Raw genomic sequence first — 14,836 nt, 5'->3', positions numbered from 1 at the left:
GTTAGCGATCCTTGCCATCGAACTGCTGGATATCCAGAGCGCTCAGATCGACCGCAGGCAAGCAGCGCACATTGACCGATGCCATCATCATTCCGTTGGGCGCTTTTCCTTCGCCGAACGGGGCAATGCCGCAGGTGCTGCAGAAGTGATGCTGAATGGCGTGGTGATTGAACGTATAGGTCGACAGGTTCTCTTTCGCGGTTTTCAGCACCAGTTTGTCGCGTGGAACGAAAGCGAGCAGGCCGCCGCGCCGCCGGCACATCGAACAGTTGCAGTCGATGGCCGAATTGAAATCGCCCTCGACTTCAAAGGCGATGTTGCCGCAATGGCAACTTCCTTCATGCAGCATCGGTTATCCCCTGATCGTAAAGCGCGATAGTAACGTCATTCGCTATTTTGCTGGTCCGAAGTCCGGCATCGCCGGCATCTCGATCTGCGGAATCTCGATCTTCACGTTGGACGTATCCACAGCCGTGTTGTCGATCCAGTAGGTCACGAGACCGGGCCAGTAGATCACGATGATCACCAGGATGATCTGCATCCCGACCCATGGCAGTGCGCCGAGATAGATATCGCGGCTCTTCACTTCGGGCGGTGCAATGCCGCGCAGATAGAACAGCGCGAAGCCGAATGGCGGATGCATGAATGACGTCTGCATGTTTACGCAAAGCAGCACGCCGAACCAGACGAGATCGATGCCGAGCTTGGCCGCGACCGGAGCCAGCAACGGGATGATGATGAAGGCGATCTCGAAGAAGTCGAGGAAGAACGCCAGGAAGAACACGAAGATGTTCACGAAGATCAGGAAGCCGATCGCGCCGCCGGGCAGGCCGGTGAGCAGATGCTCGATCCAGCGCGCACCATCCATGCCCTGGAAGACGAGGCTGAAGCAGGTCGAGCCGATCAGGATGAACACCACCATCGAGGTCAGGCGCATGGTCGATGTCATCGCCTGGTCGATCAGCGGCCAGGTCAGGCGGCGATGCAGCGCGGCGAGCACCATCGCGCCGACCGCGCCCATGGCGCCGGCTTCGGTGGGCGTCGCGAGGCCGAGGCCGATGGTGCCGAGCACCAGGAAGATCAGCACGATCGAGGGGATCATGCCCCACAGCACACGGCTGATGAGCTTCCAGTTCATGGGCTCGCGCGCATGTTCCGGGATCGGCGGCATCGCGCTCGGCTTCAGGATCGACAATACGACGATGTAGAGAATGAAGATCACGACCTGGATGATCGAGGGGCCGATCGCGCCGAGATACATGTCGCCGACCGAACGGCCGAGCTGGTCGGCGAGGACGATCAGCACCAGCGAGGGTGGAATCAGCTGCGTGATGGTGCCCGATGCGGCGATGACGCCGGTGGCGAGTTTCATATCGTAGCCGTAGCGCATCATGATCGGCAGCGAGATCACGCCCATAGCGATGACCGAAGCAGCAACGGTGCCGGTGATGGCGCCGAGCACGGCGCCGACGAGGATCACCGCATAAGCGAGGCCGCCGGGGATCTTGCCGAACAACTGGCCGGTGCCTTCGAGCAGGTCTTCAGCAAGGCCGCAGCGCTCAAGGATTGCGCCCATGAAGGTGAAGAACGGGATCGACAGCAGCAGGTCGTTCGAGATCGTGCCGTAGAAGCGGAACGGCAGCGCCTGCAGGAAGGACGGATCGAAATGACCGGTGAAGATGCCGAGAATGCCGAAGAACAGGCCGACGGCGGCCAGCGAAAAGGCGACCGGGAAGCCGAACACCATGAAGCAGATCATGGTGCCGAACATCAGCGGGGGGAACACGCCGTAGGAAAACATCGGTGGTCCTGACTATCGAACTGGTTCTATCGAACGGATTGGTCGAAATGCGAGAGGCTGAAAAAGCGAACGCCGCTATTGCAGCGGCGCTTCGTAATGGGTGTCGATCTTGACGACGCCGGCGAGCGCGGCGATGCGCTTGGCGAGTTCGGCCACACCCTGCAGTAGCAGCAGACCGAAGCCGAGCGGCAGCACCAGCTTCACCGGCCACAGGATCAGGCCGCCCGCATTGCTGGAGACCTCCTGCGAATTCCAGGAATTCAGGAAAAACGGGAACGTCATGTAAGTGAGGTATGTCATCGCCGGCAGCAGGAAGATGCAGAGGCCGATGATGTCGATCCACAGCCGCGCGCGATCGGAGACGGCCGAATAGAGCAGATCGACGCGCACATGCTCATTGAGGCGCAGTGTCTGCGCCGCGCCGAAAAATACGATGCCCGCGAACATGTACCACTGGATTTCGAGCCAGCCGTTCGACGAGTAGTTGAAGAGATAACGGATCGTGGCATTGCCGGCGCTGACGAGGCAGGCAAGCAGCACGAGCCACTTGGCGATGAAGCCGAACACATCGCTCAGTGCATCGATCGCACGTGTGAATTTGAGTACGTCCACAGTTCCCCCCGAAAGTCGCCCCGCTGTCCGCTCATCACGTCTTTCTCACTGAGAAAGCGCAGCTTTTTCCGCTGGGCGAAAGAATTCGGCGGCACCATTTCAGCGCGTCATGCAATCGTCAATCGGAAATTGACGGTTTGTCGCAGGCCATTGGTCGAGGGGAAGGACGGAGCACCGCCGGTGGGTTACCCCCCGGTCACGCTCATATGCCGGCTGACGCTCGGCCGGTTGTGGCGGCGATCGATGATGAAATCGTGCCCCTTCGGCTTCAGGCCGATGGCGCGGTCGATCGTGGCGTTCAGGAGGTCGTTGTCGGCGGAAGCCCGCAGCGGCTTGCGCAGATCGGATGCATCCTCGTGGCCCAGGCAGGTATGGATCGTGCCGGTGCAGGTAATGCGGACACGATTGCACGACTCGCAGAAATTGTGGGTCATCGGCGTGATGAAGCCGATCTTGCCGCCGGTTTCGGCAACGCGGACATAGCGGGCGGGACCGCCGGTGTCGTCCGGGAGATCCGTCATCGTGAACTGACCGGCAAGGCGCGTGCGCAGCAGCGACAGCGGTACATACTGGTCGATGCGACCTTCGCCGATATCGCCCATGGGCATCACTTCGATCAGGGTCAGTGCCATGTCGCGGCCGTGCGCCCATTCGATCAATGAGGGGATCTCGTCCTCATTCATGTTCTTCAAGGCGACGGTATTGATCTTCACCGCAAGACCCGCTGCCTGCGCGGCGTCGATCCCGGCCAACACCTTGGAGAGGTCGCCCCAGCGCGTGATGGTGCGGAATTTTACGGGATCGAGCGTGTCCAGGGAGACGTTGATGCGCTTCACGCCGCAATCGGCCAGTTCAGCGGCATATTTGGAGAGCAACGAGCCGTTGGTGGTCAGCGTCAGCTCTTTCAGCGCGCCGGTCTTGAGGTGGCGCGACAGCGAACGCACGAGGCCCATGACGTTGCGCCGGACAAGCGGTTCGCCACCAGTGAGCCGCAGCTTGGTAACGCCCTTGGCGATGAACGCCGAGCAGAGCCGGTCGAGCTCTTCCAGCGTCAGCAGGTCGGCCTTGGGCAGGAACGTCATGTCTTCCGACATGCAATAGAAGCAGCGCAGATCGCAGCGATCGGTCACCGAAACACGCAAATAGTTGATCCGCCGGCCGAACGGGTCGGTCATGGCAGAGGAGGCCAGGGCGGGGCTCAACTCGGAGACGGTCATTCAGATGCCTGACTGCAAAACATGAATTGCTCGCGCGGCGAAAAACGCCGCACGTTCAATCTAGTCACGTGTTGCAGCTGGCACAATCACGCCAACGTATATGTTTGGTGGATCAGCGAGGCGCGGGGAACGGCGAGCCCGCCGCAGATGCGGCGGCCGCCGGGGCCGCGGCAGGCGCTGCTGCGCGCTTGGCAGCCTTGCGGGCGCGGCGTGGCGGTGTCGCAGGCTGCAACTCGGCGACGACCGGGCTCGGATCGACCGTGGTCCGTGCCGGCGAGGTGAAGTCCCCGGGAACGCGGGTAATGGTCACCGGAACTGTCATCGGCTGAAATTTTGCGAGGGTAAAGGTTGCGCTGAACCCGGTTTCCGTTGCCAGAGGCAGCGAGCACGGGGTCTTGCAGCTCGGGCCAATCGACGTGACCACCTCTGCGCCGGGCGGAACCGAGTCGAACTGCACGGTAACCGGTTCCGGTGCCGACTTGAATGCGTCCATGGAGAACGACGTGCAACCGGCCAGGCTCAAGCCTGCCGCTGCCAAAACTATTACTCTACGCATGGGTATATCCGTCACGTTTTGCGGCTAGCCGCCATCCCCCGGCAACCATAGGAGCGTCGTACATATGACGCAACACGCAGACCGCTTATAGTTAATTGATGGTTAACGAAGTCGCCCAACAACCTGAGAAACTCAATGATGTGAACAGGCTAGGCGAGGCGGTGTGGCAACAGGCGGTCGACAGTCGTCGGTAGATCGCGGAAATGGTCGATCACGATGTCGGGCTTGAGTTCGATAATCGGGACATCAGTATAGCCGAATGTAACGCCGATCACCGGGACATTGGCCCGCCGCGCCACACCGACATCGGGGCCGGCATCGCCGACCATGACAACGGACGACATCACACCACCGGCACGCGCTACCGTTTGCTGCAGGATGACCGGATCGGGCTTCGCGACGCCGAAGGTGTCAGCGCCGCAGATCGCCGCGAATCGGTCCGTCAGCTCCAGCTTGTCGAGCAGCAGCTTCGACAACCATTCCAGTTTGTTGGTGCAGACCGCGAAGCGGTAGCCACGCGCCGCCATATCGTTGAGCGCCGTAATCAGCCCCTCGAAGGGGCGCGACTCGTCAGCGATATGCTCCGCGTAATAAGCGATGAAATCCTCGGTCAGGCGTGTGACCTCGTCCGGGGTCATTTCCCGCCCTTCAAGCTCGAGCCCACGTTCGATCAGGCGCCGGGCGCCCTGGCCGATCATTTTACGCGCAGATTCCAGCGGGACGGGGGCCAACCCCTCCTGATGGAGCACGTGGTTCAGCGCGCTGATGAGATCGGGGGCGGTATCCACGAGGGTGCCGTCGAGGTCGAAAACGACGAGGGGAGCAGGGGAAGCATCTGTCATGCAGGGATCGCTACCGGTCATCGGCCGATCCCGCAAGGGGTCCCGGATGCGGTCCGGCATCCCCCTTGAAATGCAGGCCTGCATTCCCCGGGAAAGCACGCCCTTCGCCCTGTTCCTTGCCCCCAAACGTCGCTAGATATGCGGCGCATCCCGTCCGCGGGACCGATTGTGAACCGCAAGGACCGCTGCGCCGATGAATATGGACGAGCTGAAACGACAGGCTGCCGCAAAGGCGCTCGAACATGTGCGTGATGGCATGAAGCTCGGACTCGGCACGGGATCGACAGCAAAGCACTTCGTCGAACTGCTGGGTGAACGCGTGGCGGGCGGTCTCAAGGTTATTGGCGTTCCGACGTCTGAGGCCACGCGGGCCGATGCCGAACGTTGCGGCGTGCCGTTGACCACACTCGACGAGGTCGATCGGCTCGATCTCACGGTCGACGGTGCCGACGAAGTCGATCCGGCGCTGAATCTCATCAAGGGCGGCGGCGGCGCATTGCTCCGCGAGAAGATCGTGGCGGCGGCGTCCGACCGCATGATTGTCATCGCCGACGATTCCAAATGGGTGCCGACCCTTGGCCGCTTCCCGCTGCCTGTGGAAGTGATCCCGTTCGGCCTGTCGGCCACACGCCGTGCGATTGCCGATGTGTTCGCCAAGTGCGGGTTGCACGGCGAAATGGCCATTCGCAGCGGCAAGGACGGCCATGCTTTCGTCACCGATGGTGGCCACTGGATCATCGACGCCCGGCTCGGGACCATCACCGATGCGCCCCGACTGGCCGGGCTGCTCGGCGCCATTCCGGGCGTGGTCGAGCACGGTTTGTTTATCGGTCTGGCGAGCACCGCCATGCTGGCAGGATCGCAGGGAATTCGCGTTTTCGAGCGCCCGTAATGGCGCAATCAAGGAGAATTGGAATGAAGAAGCTCTCGCACATGCTGCTGTCGGCCGGTCTCGCGCTCGGCGTTGCAGTCACCGCGCTGCCGGTCTCCGCGCAGCAGGCATCTCCGGAGGGACAGGCCCGGCCGATCAAGCCGGCATCGCCAGCTGCGATCGCTTACGCCAAGGAAATCCTGGCGATGAAGAACGCCAGCGCGATGTATGCCAATGCCGTGCCGAACATGGTTCAGCGCGTCAAGGACTCGCTGCTGCAGAGCAATCTGAACTATCAGAAGGATCTCAACGAGGTCGCCATCACCATCGCGCAGACGATGGCCGGGCGCGACAAGGAGATCACCGAGCAGATGGCGAAGATCTATGCAAGCGACTTCACAGAGGCGGAGTTGAAGGATCTTGCGACCTTCTACAAGTCGCCGCTCGGTCAGAAACTTCTTGTGCAGGAGCCCCAGTCGATTTCTGCCAGCATGACCTATATGCAGCAGTGGGCGCAGCAGTTTTCGGAGCAGGTCAACGGCCTGTTCCGCGCTGAAATGCGCAAGCGCGGCAAGGAAATTTAAGGGCGTAAGCTGAGGCCCGTCATCCCGGGCCTCAGCCCCCAGTTCGGAGCGATCATGGCTGACGTGGACGTCGATCTGTTTGTCATTGGTGGCGGTTCAGGCGGCGTGCGCGCCGCCCGTATCGCTGCCGGCTACGGCGCGAAGGTCATGGTGGCCGAGGAATATCGCTTCGGCGGCACCTGCGTGATCCGCGGCTGCGTGCCGAAGAAGCTGATGGTCTATGCCTCGCATGTTCAGCGCGAGATCGACGATGCCGCCGGATTCGGTTGGACGATCCCGACGGCGACGTTCGACTGGTCGACCTTCATCGCCAACAAGGACAAGGAGATCGCCCGACTCGAGGGCATCTATCAGTCCAATGTGGAGAAGACCGGCGCGACGACCGTCAAGACCCGCGCAGTGTTCGAGGATCCGCACACGCTGCGCCTCGGCACCGGCGAGACGGTGAACGCCAAGCATATCCTGATTGCGACCGGCGGCGCGCCCAATCATGGGCCTGTGATTCCCGGCATCGAGCATGTGATCTCCTCCAACGAGGTGTTTCATCTGCCGGAACTGCCGAAGCGCATCGTGATCCAGGGCGGCGGTTACATTGCGCTCGAATTCGCCTGCATCTTTGCAGGATTGGGCTCCGACGTGACGGTGATCTATCGCGGCGACAACATCCTGCGTGGCTTCGATGAAGACGTGCGCGCTCATGTCCGCAGCGAGATGGAAAAGGATGGCATCACCATCCTGACCGGCTGCACGGTGACCAAGGTCGAGAAGCACCGACACGAATTCACGACGCATCTGTCCAGCGGCGCAAGCATCGCGTCCGATCAGGTGTTGTTCGCGATCGGGCGCAATCCGAATACCGCCAATCTCGGCCTCGAGAAGGCTGGCGTTGCGCTCAAGCCCGCCCATGGCGGCATCATCGTCAACGAGTTCTCGCAGACCAATGTGCCGCATATCTACGCGGTCGGTGACGTCATCAATCGCGTCAACCTGACGCCGGTGGCGATCCGCGAAGGCCATGCCTTTGCCGATACGGTGTTCGGCAAGAAGACCGTGAAGGTCGATCACAGCAATATCCCGACCGCGGTGTTCACCCAGCCGGAAGTCGGCACCGTTGGCATGAGCGAAGAAGAGGCGCGCGCCACCTTCAGCCACGTCGATATCTACAAGACCAATTTCCGGTCGATCAAATCGACGATTTCAGGCAGCGAAAGCCGTGTGCTGATGAAGCTGGTGGTCGACGGTGCGACGGATATCGTGGTCGGCGCCCATATCGTCGGACCGGAAGCGGCCGAACTCATCCAGGTGCTGGGCATCTGCGTGAAGCTGAAGGCCACCAAGGCTGATTTCGACGCCACGGTGGCCGTGCATCCGAGTGCGGCCGAGGAACTGGTGACGATGCGCACGCCGACCGCACGCTACGTGCGCGAAGCCGCGGAGTAACACCAGCCCTCATGGTGAGGAGCGCGCCCTTGCGCGCGTCTCGAACCATGAGATGCAACGTATCGGTGTTTGTGGCCATCCTTCGAGACGCGGTCGAAGACGACCGCTCCTCAGGATGAGGGCGGATGGATGATCTGCGGCTTCAATGATGTGCCCCTAATCTTCCATCTGGATCCACTCAGCCGCGCCGCGCCACAGTGTGTCACGGTGCTCCGGCCGGAAGAATCCAAAATGGCCGACCTTTTTCGAGCCGGCCTCGATAGGGCGGATACTGTCGATCTCCGGCTTGATTGACGTGAAGCCCGCGCAGAGCATTTCCACGGCGGCGCGTGTGGCCCATGGATCGTCTGAAAAGCTCAGGGCCCGCATCTCGCCGCGGTAGCGCGGAAAGTTCACCAGCGCTCGCAGTTTGCTGTCGTCGAAGAAGTAGCGATCGCTGGTGACCCAGCCCGCCCATTCCAGAAACACGTCGCGTGGCAGATCGTAGCCGAGCCCGATCCTGCCGGGCGCATAGCCGATGACGCGCGCCAGCGGCGCGCCGACGAATTTCATGAGCGCATAGATGCGGTAGCCCTCAGGTGGCGTCATCAGTCGCCAGGTGCCGGCTTGTGCCGCGATGAGCAAGGCGCGTGACACCTCGGAATTGTTGGGGATCAGGCCGAGCGCCTGACCGCCGAAGGAGTGACCGACAAAGGCAAGTGGCATTGCCTTGTAGCGCTCGCGCATCCAGGTCACTGCGGCGGTAACATCGAGAGCAGCCCAGTCGGTCATGGACGCCTTGAAGCCGACCAGCGCGTTCGACCGGCCGGACAGGGGATCGGCCTTGGGCCGCGAATCCCCGGTGCCGCGGTAGTCATAGGTCAGCACGGCACAGCCGCGGCTCGCGAGGTAGCTGGCGAAGCCTCTGTAGATTTTGCGGGGAACGGCGGTTGCGGAATTGATCAGAACCGCGTGGGTACGGGCGCCGCGGGGCAGGTACAGCGTCGCGCCCAACGAATAGCCGTCGGTCGCCTGGAAGGTGATGTCATCGGCAAAAGCGTCGTCCAGTGCAGCCTCCGACACCGCAGTTTCTCCCATGGTGTCCCATATGTTCCTTACCCGGGCCTAGCAAATGCGAATTCGGCTGTGGCTGCAAGGGCTTGGGGCGCAATGTGGATTTCGAACTGGCGATCCCCATCTGTGCTGTGTATAACGCGGCCTCCGCAGCCATAAAGCGCGGTTTTCAGGAGAGAAGTGATGTCCGAGCGGTGGACGCCCGATAGCTGGCGCGGCAAGCCCGTGCTGCAAATGCCGGAATACCCGGATCTCAAGGCCCTTGGCGATGTCGAGGCGCAGCTTGCCACGTTTCCGCCGCTGGTTTTTGCAGGCGAAGCCCGCAATCTGAAGAAGTCGCTCGCCCGCGTGGCTGCCGGCGAGGCCTTCCTGCTGCAGGGCGGCGATTGCGCCGAGAGCTTTGCCGAGCACGGCGCCAACAATATCCGCGATTTCTTCCGCGCCTTCCTGCAGATGTCGGTGGTGCTGACCTATGCCGGCGCGCTGCCCGTGGTGAAGATCGGCCGTATCGCCGGCCAGTTCGCCAAGCCGCGGTCCTCGCCGATGGAGAAGCTCAACGGCGTCGAACTGCCGAGCTATCGCGGTGATATCATCAATGACATCGCCTTCACGCCAGAATCCCGCGTGCCCGATCCGCAGCGCCAGCTGATGGCCTATCGCCAGTCGGCGGCGACGCTGAATCTGCTGCGCGCTTTCGCGACCGGCGGCTTCGCCAATCTCGGCAGCGTGCACCAGTGGATGCTCGGCTTCCTGAAGGATTCGCAGCAGTCGCGCCGTTACAAGGAACTGGCCGACCGCATCTCGGACGCGCTGAACTTCATGCGCGCCTGCGGCCTCAATCTGGAAAGCCACCCGGAACTGCGGTCGACGGATTTCTACACCAGCCACGAAGCGCTGTTGCTCGGCTATGAGCAGGCCTTCACGCGCGTCGATTCCACGACGGGCGACTGGTACGCGACCTCCGGCCACATGATCTGGATCGGCGACCGCACGCGGCAGCTCGATCATGCCCATGTGGAATATTTCCGCGGCATCAAGAACCCGATCGGCCTGAAGTGCGGCCCGTCGCTGAAGCCGGATGAACTGATCAAGCTGATCGACGTCCTCAATCCGGACAATGAGCCCGGCCGCCTGACGCTGATCAACCGCTTTGGCCACGAGAAGGTGGGGGAGCATCTGCCGGGCTTCATCCGCGCGGTGCAGAAGGAAGGGCGCTCGGTGGTATGGTCGTGCGATCCGATGCACGGCAACACGATCACGTCGAATTCCGGCTACAAGACCCGGCCGTTCGATCGCATCCTCTCCGAGGTAAAGTCGTTCTTCCAGATCCATGCCGCCGAAGGCACCCATCCGGGCGGCGTGCATCTGGAGATGACCGGCCAGAACGTGACGGAATGCACCGGTGGCGCGCGCGCTATTTCGGACGAGGACCTCAACGACCGCTACCACACGGTCTGCGATCCGCGTCTGAATGCCGAGCAGTCCATCGACATGGCGTTCCTGATCGCCGAACTGCTCAAGACGTCCCGCGTCGACAGGGCGGAGCCGCTGCCGGTGGCATCGGGTCTCTAAACTTGTCGCGCCTCTGGCGGGCCTGCATCAACACCTGGAATGGCCTGACCTTCGCGACGCGATCGGAGCAGGCCATTCGCGAGGAGCTGTTTGCACTGCTCCTCGCGGTGCCTTTGTCGTTTCTCATCGGCACCACCGCAGCGCGTCGGCTTGAGTTGGTGGCGGTGGTTTTGCTGCTGCTCACCGTCGAACTCCTCAACACCGCCATCGAGAAATTGGCCGACCGGCTCACTACCGAACACGATCCGCAGATCGGGCGTGTGAAGGATATGGGATCGGCGGCCGTCGGCGTCGCACTTGTGATCGCCGGCATGACCTGGCTGTATGCGCTCGGTGAGCGCATAGGCATCTTCTAATCCTGCAGTTGCGAAGGGTGAGCCGGTAGGCTTGGATGTTTCCATGACAGAATTGACGCGCTTCACCGTCACACTCGCCCAGCTCAATCCCATCGTCGGTGATATCACCGGCAATGCCGCCAAGGCGCGCGCTGCGCGGGCGCAGGCCAAAGCCGACGGCGCGACGCTGATCGTGTTTCCTGAATTGTTCATCGCCGGCTACCCGCCGGAAGACCTGGTGTTGAAACCAGCCTTTCAGGCGGCCTGCCGGGCGGCCATCGAGGAGCTGGCGCGCGAGACCGCGGACGGGGGTCCGGCTGTGTTGATCGGCTCGCCCTGGGTCGATGGCGGCAAGCTCTACAATGCCTGCGCGCTGCTCGACGACGGCCGCATCAATGCGATCCGTTTCAAGGTCAATCTGCCGAATTACGGCGTGTTCGACGAGAAGCGCGTCTTCGCGCGCGGCTCGGTCTCGGGACCCGTCACCATCCGCGGCCTGCGCGTCGGCGTGCCGATCTGCGAAGATACCTGGATGGAAGAGTCCGCCGACTACGAAGACGTGGTCGAGACGCTGACCGAGACCGGCGCCGAAATCCTGATCGTGCCGAACGGTTCGCCATATGCCCGCGGCAAGACGGATCTGCGCTTGTCGGTGCAGGTCGCCCGCGTTACCGAGAGCCATCTGCCGATGGTCTACCTTAATCAGGTCGGCGGTCAGGACGAACTAGTGTTCGACGGCGCGAGCTTTGTGCTCAATGCCGACCGCTCGCTGGGTGCGCAATTGCCGTCCTTCACCGAGAGCGTCACAACGCTGACATTCGAGAAGATCGACGGCCACTGGCGCTGCGACGGACCGATCGCACCGGTACCAGAAGGCGACGAGGGCGACTATGCCGCCTGCGTGCTCGGCCTGCGCGATTACGTCAACAAGAACGGCTTCCCCGGCGTGCTGATGGGCATCTCCGGCGGTATCGACTCTGCGCTTTGCGCCGCGATCGCCGTGGATGCGCTCGGCGCGGACCGCGTGCGCGGCATCATGCTGCCATTCCGCTACACCGCGCAGGTGTCGCTCGACGATGCCGACAAGCTCGCGAAGGCGCTGGGTTTCCGTTACGAGATCCTGCCCATCGCCGATGCGGTCAACGGCTTCGAGAAGATCCTTGCCGATACCTTCAAGGGTCTCGCGCGCGACATCACCGAAGAGAACCTGCAGGCGCGCACCCGTGGTACGCTGTTGATGGCCGTCTCCAACAAGACCGGCGCGATGGTCGTGACGACCGGCAACAAGTCGGAAATGTCGGTCGGCTATGCCACGCTCTATGGCGACATGAATGGCGGCTTCAATCCGATCAAGGATCTCTACAAGACCCAGGTGTTCCGTATCTCGACCTTGCGCAATTCATGGAAGCCCGAAGGCGCGCTCGGTCCCGATGGCGAAGTGATCCCCAACAACATCATTATCCGTCCGCCCACGGCCGAACTGCGCGAAAACCAGACCGACCAAGACTCGCTACCCCCCTACGATATTCTCGATGGCATTCTCGAACGCCTCGTCGAACGCGAAGAGCCGCTGTCGGAGATCGTCGCGGCCGGTTACGAGAAAGACGTTGTGACGCGCATCGATCGGCTGCTCAACATCGCCGAATACAAGCGCCGGCAGGCGGCACCGGGCGTGAAAGTGACGCGGAAGAACTTTGGCAGGGATCGCCGCTATCCGATCACCAACAAGTTTCGCGATCTGGCCAATCCATTGCCGAAGCCCGATGAGGACCTGGTGACTCGGCCAGGCAAGGGCACCAGCGCAGCGTTTGAATGAAGCTGTAGGGCGAATGACGCCCTACAAACCCGTCGTGTATCAGCGCGTGATCCCGTCACCGCGCAGTTTTGGCCACCGCCGCAAAGGTTGAATCGCTCAGGACGCCACCGCCCTGAAACAGGGTGACGACGGGTGAGGATGCGGCGCTAGTGCTGTTCTTGATGTCATACAGCGCCGAGAAACGGTTCAGCAGTTTAGCCAGCTTGGCGGGATCGGCGAGGTCCTTCAGATTGAGGTGTTTCTCCACCACCTTGGCCTGCTGATCGATATCCATCGCGCCCACCTCGTCCGGCAGGCTGAAGATGGTGCGGAACACTTCCGCCAGCGCCTTGTCCGCAAGCAGGTCATAGGCCGAGGTGATGCTCGGCGCCTTGCGCTCGAAGTAGAGCGCGAGCCGCACGCCGGGATTGCTTTCGCCCTGCTGCGTCTCCAGCGTCTGCTGCAGATATTTGTGCTGGATTTCCATGAACTGGTCGCGGGTCTGCGGCCCGAATTTCGGTAGTCGCGTGATCTCGCCGTCGTCGTCGAAATTGAACGAGGCCACCAGCTCCGCGAAACGCGGATCCTTCTGTGTGTTGACGAAGCTCTTGGGGTCGTTCAGGTCGGAATCGAACATCTTGCGCAGATCGGCGGTGGTCACCTTGGCGGGGTCGAGGTCCTTGGCGACGAGCGCGATGTCGATGAGCTTCCTGTCGGCAAGCAGATCCTTCACGCTCTCGATATTGGCGATGTTCTTCTGATAATAGACCGCGTCCTTGTCGGCCGCCTTGCGCAGCTCGGCCTGTTCCTTGTCCTTCGTGAAGCGTGTCTTGGCGATGATGTAGTCCTTCATCACCTGGGTGACTTCCGCCGCGTCCTGCGCCACCACGGGCGTCGTGATATTTCCGCTGCTGTCGAAATTGAATGCCCGAGCGAGCTGAACGTATCGGTCGTCGTGCAGCTTGTTCACGTAGCTCTTGGGATCGTCCGGATCGCTTTTGAGTACGTTTTTGATGATCGTCGGCGAAACCTCTTCGGGATCGAGACCAAATGATTTCAGAGCAAAATTATAGACGTTTGGCGTCTTGAGAAAGGCATCGACTGTGGTCACCTTGGCGAGACCGGAGCGATACTGCTTGATGAGCGATGCCGCGTACTTTTCGTCCGCTGCGAGATAGGTCGCGCCCTGGCTGTTGACATATTTGGCATGGGTGTTGCTCAGCTGCGCGGCTGTCTGGGCAGACGTTCCGGTGGGCAACGTGCCGTCGGGCGAGAACTCGAAAGCGCCCGCAAGCGCCACATAGCTGTCGATCGTCTCGAGTGCATCCTTATAGCTGAGGATGCTGACCTCATTCATCGATCCGCGCGCGCGCTCCAGCTCGATCTTCTGGCGCAGGTCGGCCATATCGGCGCCCGGCTGTTTCAATGCCGCCATATATGTGTCGATCTTGCTGGCGGCATCGAGCATCGCTGCCTGGGCCTTGGTGATATTCGCATTGATGTCGGCTTTCTGCGACACCCAAACGGAATTGACATAGCTGTTCGGATCGGACGGATCGCTGCTCAGCACCTTGCTGATCGTGTCGTGGGACCAGCGATTCTTGTCGATTCCGAAGGCCGAGAAAACATAATCGCGCAGCTTGTCGTCGGCGAGCAGGCCATTGACGTTGGTGATCTTTCCGATCGTGAGATTGTAGTAGTTCTTGTTCGCGTCGATGGCATCGACCCCGCGCTGCGCTACGGCCGTGTACAGACCGATCATGTCGTCGGCCTGGTTCTCGGACTGGGCAGTGTTGCTGCTGCTGCTGGTGGTCCCGAAGGGGAAGGCCGCTGCGAAATCCCGGTAGCGCTTGTCGCTCAGCTTGTTGGCAAAACTGTTGGCGTCGGAGAGATCGCTTTCCAGCACCTTGCGCAGGAAGGCCTTGGCATAGGCCATGTCCTCCAGACCATAGGCCGTCGTTGCATAGGTATAGAGCCGATAGTCGTTCAGGAGATCATCGACGGTTTTCACCTTGCCGATGTTCTCCTTGTAATAGGCCGTATCCCGCGAGACGGTGGCCTGTTGCGAGATCCGCGTCAGCGATTGGGTGAGATTGCGGGAGACGATATTATAGTTGAGATAAGTGGAGACCATCCGAACACCCTCGCGGTTTGGCGT

At 61.5% G+C, this 14,836-nt stretch carries 14 protein-coding genes; 6 read left to right on the top strand and 8 right to left on the bottom strand.

Annotation, left to right across the window (positions count from 1 at the left end):
* Position 1: 1 nt before the first annotated feature.
* The 6 genes from AB8A23_RS23320 to AB8A23_RS23295 all read right to left on the bottom strand — a co-directional run bounded on the left by AB8A23_RS23320 (position 2) and on the right by AB8A23_RS23295 (position 5,028).
* Positions 2-349, bottom strand: coding sequence for a GFA family protein (locus AB8A23_RS23320; RefSeq protein ID WP_184515675.1), 348 nt, complete (start codon positions 347-349; stop codon positions 2-4).
* Between the two features lie 42 nt (positions 350-391).
* Positions 392-1,801 (bottom strand): TRAP transporter large permease, encoded by a 1,410-nt coding sequence (locus AB8A23_RS23315; protein WP_120290994.1) that lies wholly within the window; start codon positions 1,799-1,801, stop codon positions 392-394.
* A gap of 75 nt (positions 1,802-1,876) precedes the next feature.
* Entirely contained in the window at positions 1,877-2,413 is a 537-nt protein-coding gene (locus tag AB8A23_RS23310) for a TRAP transporter small permease subunit (RefSeq protein ID WP_089267141.1), read from the bottom strand.
* A 185-nt stretch (positions 2,414-2,598) separates the two neighbouring features.
* Complete coding sequence (gene moaA / locus AB8A23_RS23305) at positions 2,599-3,630, bottom strand: GTP 3',8-cyclase MoaA (protein WP_439058091.1); 1,032 nt, start codon at positions 3,628-3,630, stop codon at positions 2,599-2,601.
* A gap of 112 nt (positions 3,631-3,742) precedes the next feature.
* Positions 3,743-4,186, bottom strand: coding sequence for a hypothetical protein (locus AB8A23_RS23300; protein ID WP_068730561.1), 444 nt, complete (start codon positions 4,184-4,186; stop codon positions 3,743-3,745).
* Between the two features lie 149 nt (positions 4,187-4,335).
* Positions 4,336-5,028 (bottom strand): HAD family hydrolase, encoded by a 693-nt coding sequence (locus tag AB8A23_RS23295; protein ID WP_439058092.1) that lies wholly within the window; start codon positions 5,026-5,028, stop codon positions 4,336-4,338.
* A gap of 193 nt (positions 5,029-5,221) precedes the next feature.
* Here AB8A23_RS23295 and rpiA point away from each other — a divergent pair, with 193 nt between their 5' ends.
* The 3 genes from rpiA to gor are packed head-to-tail and all read left to right on the top strand — an operon-like array spanning position 5,222 to position 7,923.
* Positions 5,222-5,920: a ribose-5-phosphate isomerase RpiA gene (rpiA, locus tag AB8A23_RS23290; RefSeq protein WP_175367384.1), complete on the top strand. Its 699-nt coding sequence runs from the start codon at positions 5,222-5,224 to the stop codon at positions 5,918-5,920.
* Between the two features lie 23 nt (positions 5,921-5,943).
* Positions 5,944-6,483, top strand: coding sequence for a DUF2059 domain-containing protein (locus AB8A23_RS23285; RefSeq protein WP_068730563.1), 540 nt, complete (start codon positions 5,944-5,946; stop codon positions 6,481-6,483).
* Between the two features lie 54 nt (positions 6,484-6,537).
* Positions 6,538-7,923, top strand: coding sequence for a glutathione-disulfide reductase (gene gor, locus AB8A23_RS23280; protein WP_439058093.1), 1,386 nt, complete (start codon positions 6,538-6,540; stop codon positions 7,921-7,923).
* Between the two features lie 156 nt (positions 7,924-8,079).
* Here gor and AB8A23_RS23275 read toward each other — a convergent pair whose 3' ends face one another.
* Positions 8,080-9,000, bottom strand: a complete 921-nt coding sequence (locus tag AB8A23_RS23275) for an alpha/beta hydrolase family protein (RefSeq protein WP_439058094.1) — start codon at positions 8,998-9,000, stop codon at positions 8,080-8,082.
* 159 nt (positions 9,001-9,159) lie between these two features.
* Between AB8A23_RS23275 and AB8A23_RS23270 the strand changes: the two genes are divergently transcribed.
* From AB8A23_RS23270 to AB8A23_RS23260, 3 genes are read left to right on the top strand one after another with little or no spacing between them, the layout of a single operon-like run.
* Positions 9,160-10,548 carry a class II 3-deoxy-7-phosphoheptulonate synthase gene (locus tag AB8A23_RS23270; protein WP_184515692.1) on the top strand — a complete coding sequence of 463 codons (1,389 nt, stop codon included), beginning with the start codon at positions 9,160-9,162 and terminating at the stop codon, positions 10,546-10,548.
* A 2-nt stretch (positions 10,549-10,550) separates the two neighbouring features.
* Positions 10,551-10,904, top strand: coding sequence for a diacylglycerol kinase (locus AB8A23_RS23265; protein WP_120291006.1), 354 nt, complete (start codon positions 10,551-10,553; stop codon positions 10,902-10,904).
* A 43-nt stretch (positions 10,905-10,947) separates the two neighbouring features.
* Positions 10,948-12,699 carry an NAD+ synthase gene (locus AB8A23_RS23260; protein WP_231080942.1) on the top strand — a complete coding sequence of 584 codons (1,752 nt, stop codon included), beginning with the start codon at positions 10,948-10,950 and terminating at the stop codon, positions 12,697-12,699.
* Positions 12,700-12,754: 55 nt separating this feature from the next.
* On the opposite strand, the gene AB8A23_RS23255 is transcribed toward AB8A23_RS23260, so the two are convergent.
* A complete protein-coding gene (locus AB8A23_RS23255) occupies positions 12,755-14,812 on the bottom strand; it encodes a DUF1217 domain-containing protein (protein WP_231080941.1) in 2,058 nt (685 codons plus the stop codon).
* Between the last annotated feature and the right edge of the window lie 24 nt (positions 14,813-14,836).

It is taken from the genome of Tardiphaga sp. 619_E2_N8_4, assembly GCF_051810905.1.
Classification (GTDB): Bacteria; Pseudomonadota; Alphaproteobacteria; order Rhizobiales; family Xanthobacteraceae; genus Tardiphaga; species Tardiphaga robiniae.
The sequence above is the reverse complement of the archived record's forward strand: the minus strand, read 5'-3'. Positions and strand labels throughout refer to the sequence as shown.

Bases quoted from the DNA above. Each gene is read 5' to 3' on its own strand.
- AB8A23_RS23320 (WP_184515675.1), bottom strand. From the start codon at position 349: ATGCTGCATGAAGGAAGTTGCCATTGCGGCAACATCGCCTTTGAAGTC.
- AB8A23_RS23315 (WP_120290994.1), bottom strand. From the start codon at position 1,801: ATGTTTTCCTACGGCGTGTTCCCCCCGCTGATGTTCGGCACCATGATC.
- moaA (WP_439058091.1), bottom strand. From the start codon at position 3,630: ATGACCGTCTCCGAGTTGAGCCCCGCCCTGGCCTCCTCTGCCATGACC.
- AB8A23_RS23300 (WP_068730561.1), bottom strand. From the start codon at position 4,186: ATGCGTAGAGTAATAGTTTTGGCAGCGGCAGGCTTGAGCCTGGCCGGT.
- AB8A23_RS23295 (WP_439058092.1), bottom strand. From the start codon at position 5,028: ATGACAGATGCTTCCCCTGCTCCCCTCGTCGTTTTCGACCTCGACGGC.
- rpiA (WP_175367384.1), top strand. From the start codon at position 5,222: ATGAATATGGACGAGCTGAAACGACAGGCTGCCGCAAAGGCGCTCGAA.
- AB8A23_RS23285 (WP_068730563.1), top strand. From the start codon at position 5,944: ATGAAGAAGCTCTCGCACATGCTGCTGTCGGCCGGTCTCGCGCTCGGC.
- gor (WP_439058093.1), top strand. From the start codon at position 6,538: ATGGCTGACGTGGACGTCGATCTGTTTGTCATTGGTGGCGGTTCAGGC.
- AB8A23_RS23275 (WP_439058094.1), bottom strand. From the start codon at position 9,000: ATGGGAGAAACTGCGGTGTCGGAGGCTGCACTGGACGACGCTTTTGCC.
- AB8A23_RS23270 (WP_184515692.1), top strand. From the start codon at position 9,160: ATGTCCGAGCGGTGGACGCCCGATAGCTGGCGCGGCAAGCCCGTGCTG.
- AB8A23_RS23260 (WP_231080942.1), top strand. From the start codon at position 10,948: ATGACAGAATTGACGCGCTTCACCGTCACACTCGCCCAGCTCAATCCC.
- AB8A23_RS23255 (WP_231080941.1), bottom strand. From the start codon at position 14,812: ATGGTCTCCACTTATCTCAACTATAATATCGTCTCCCGCAATCTCACC.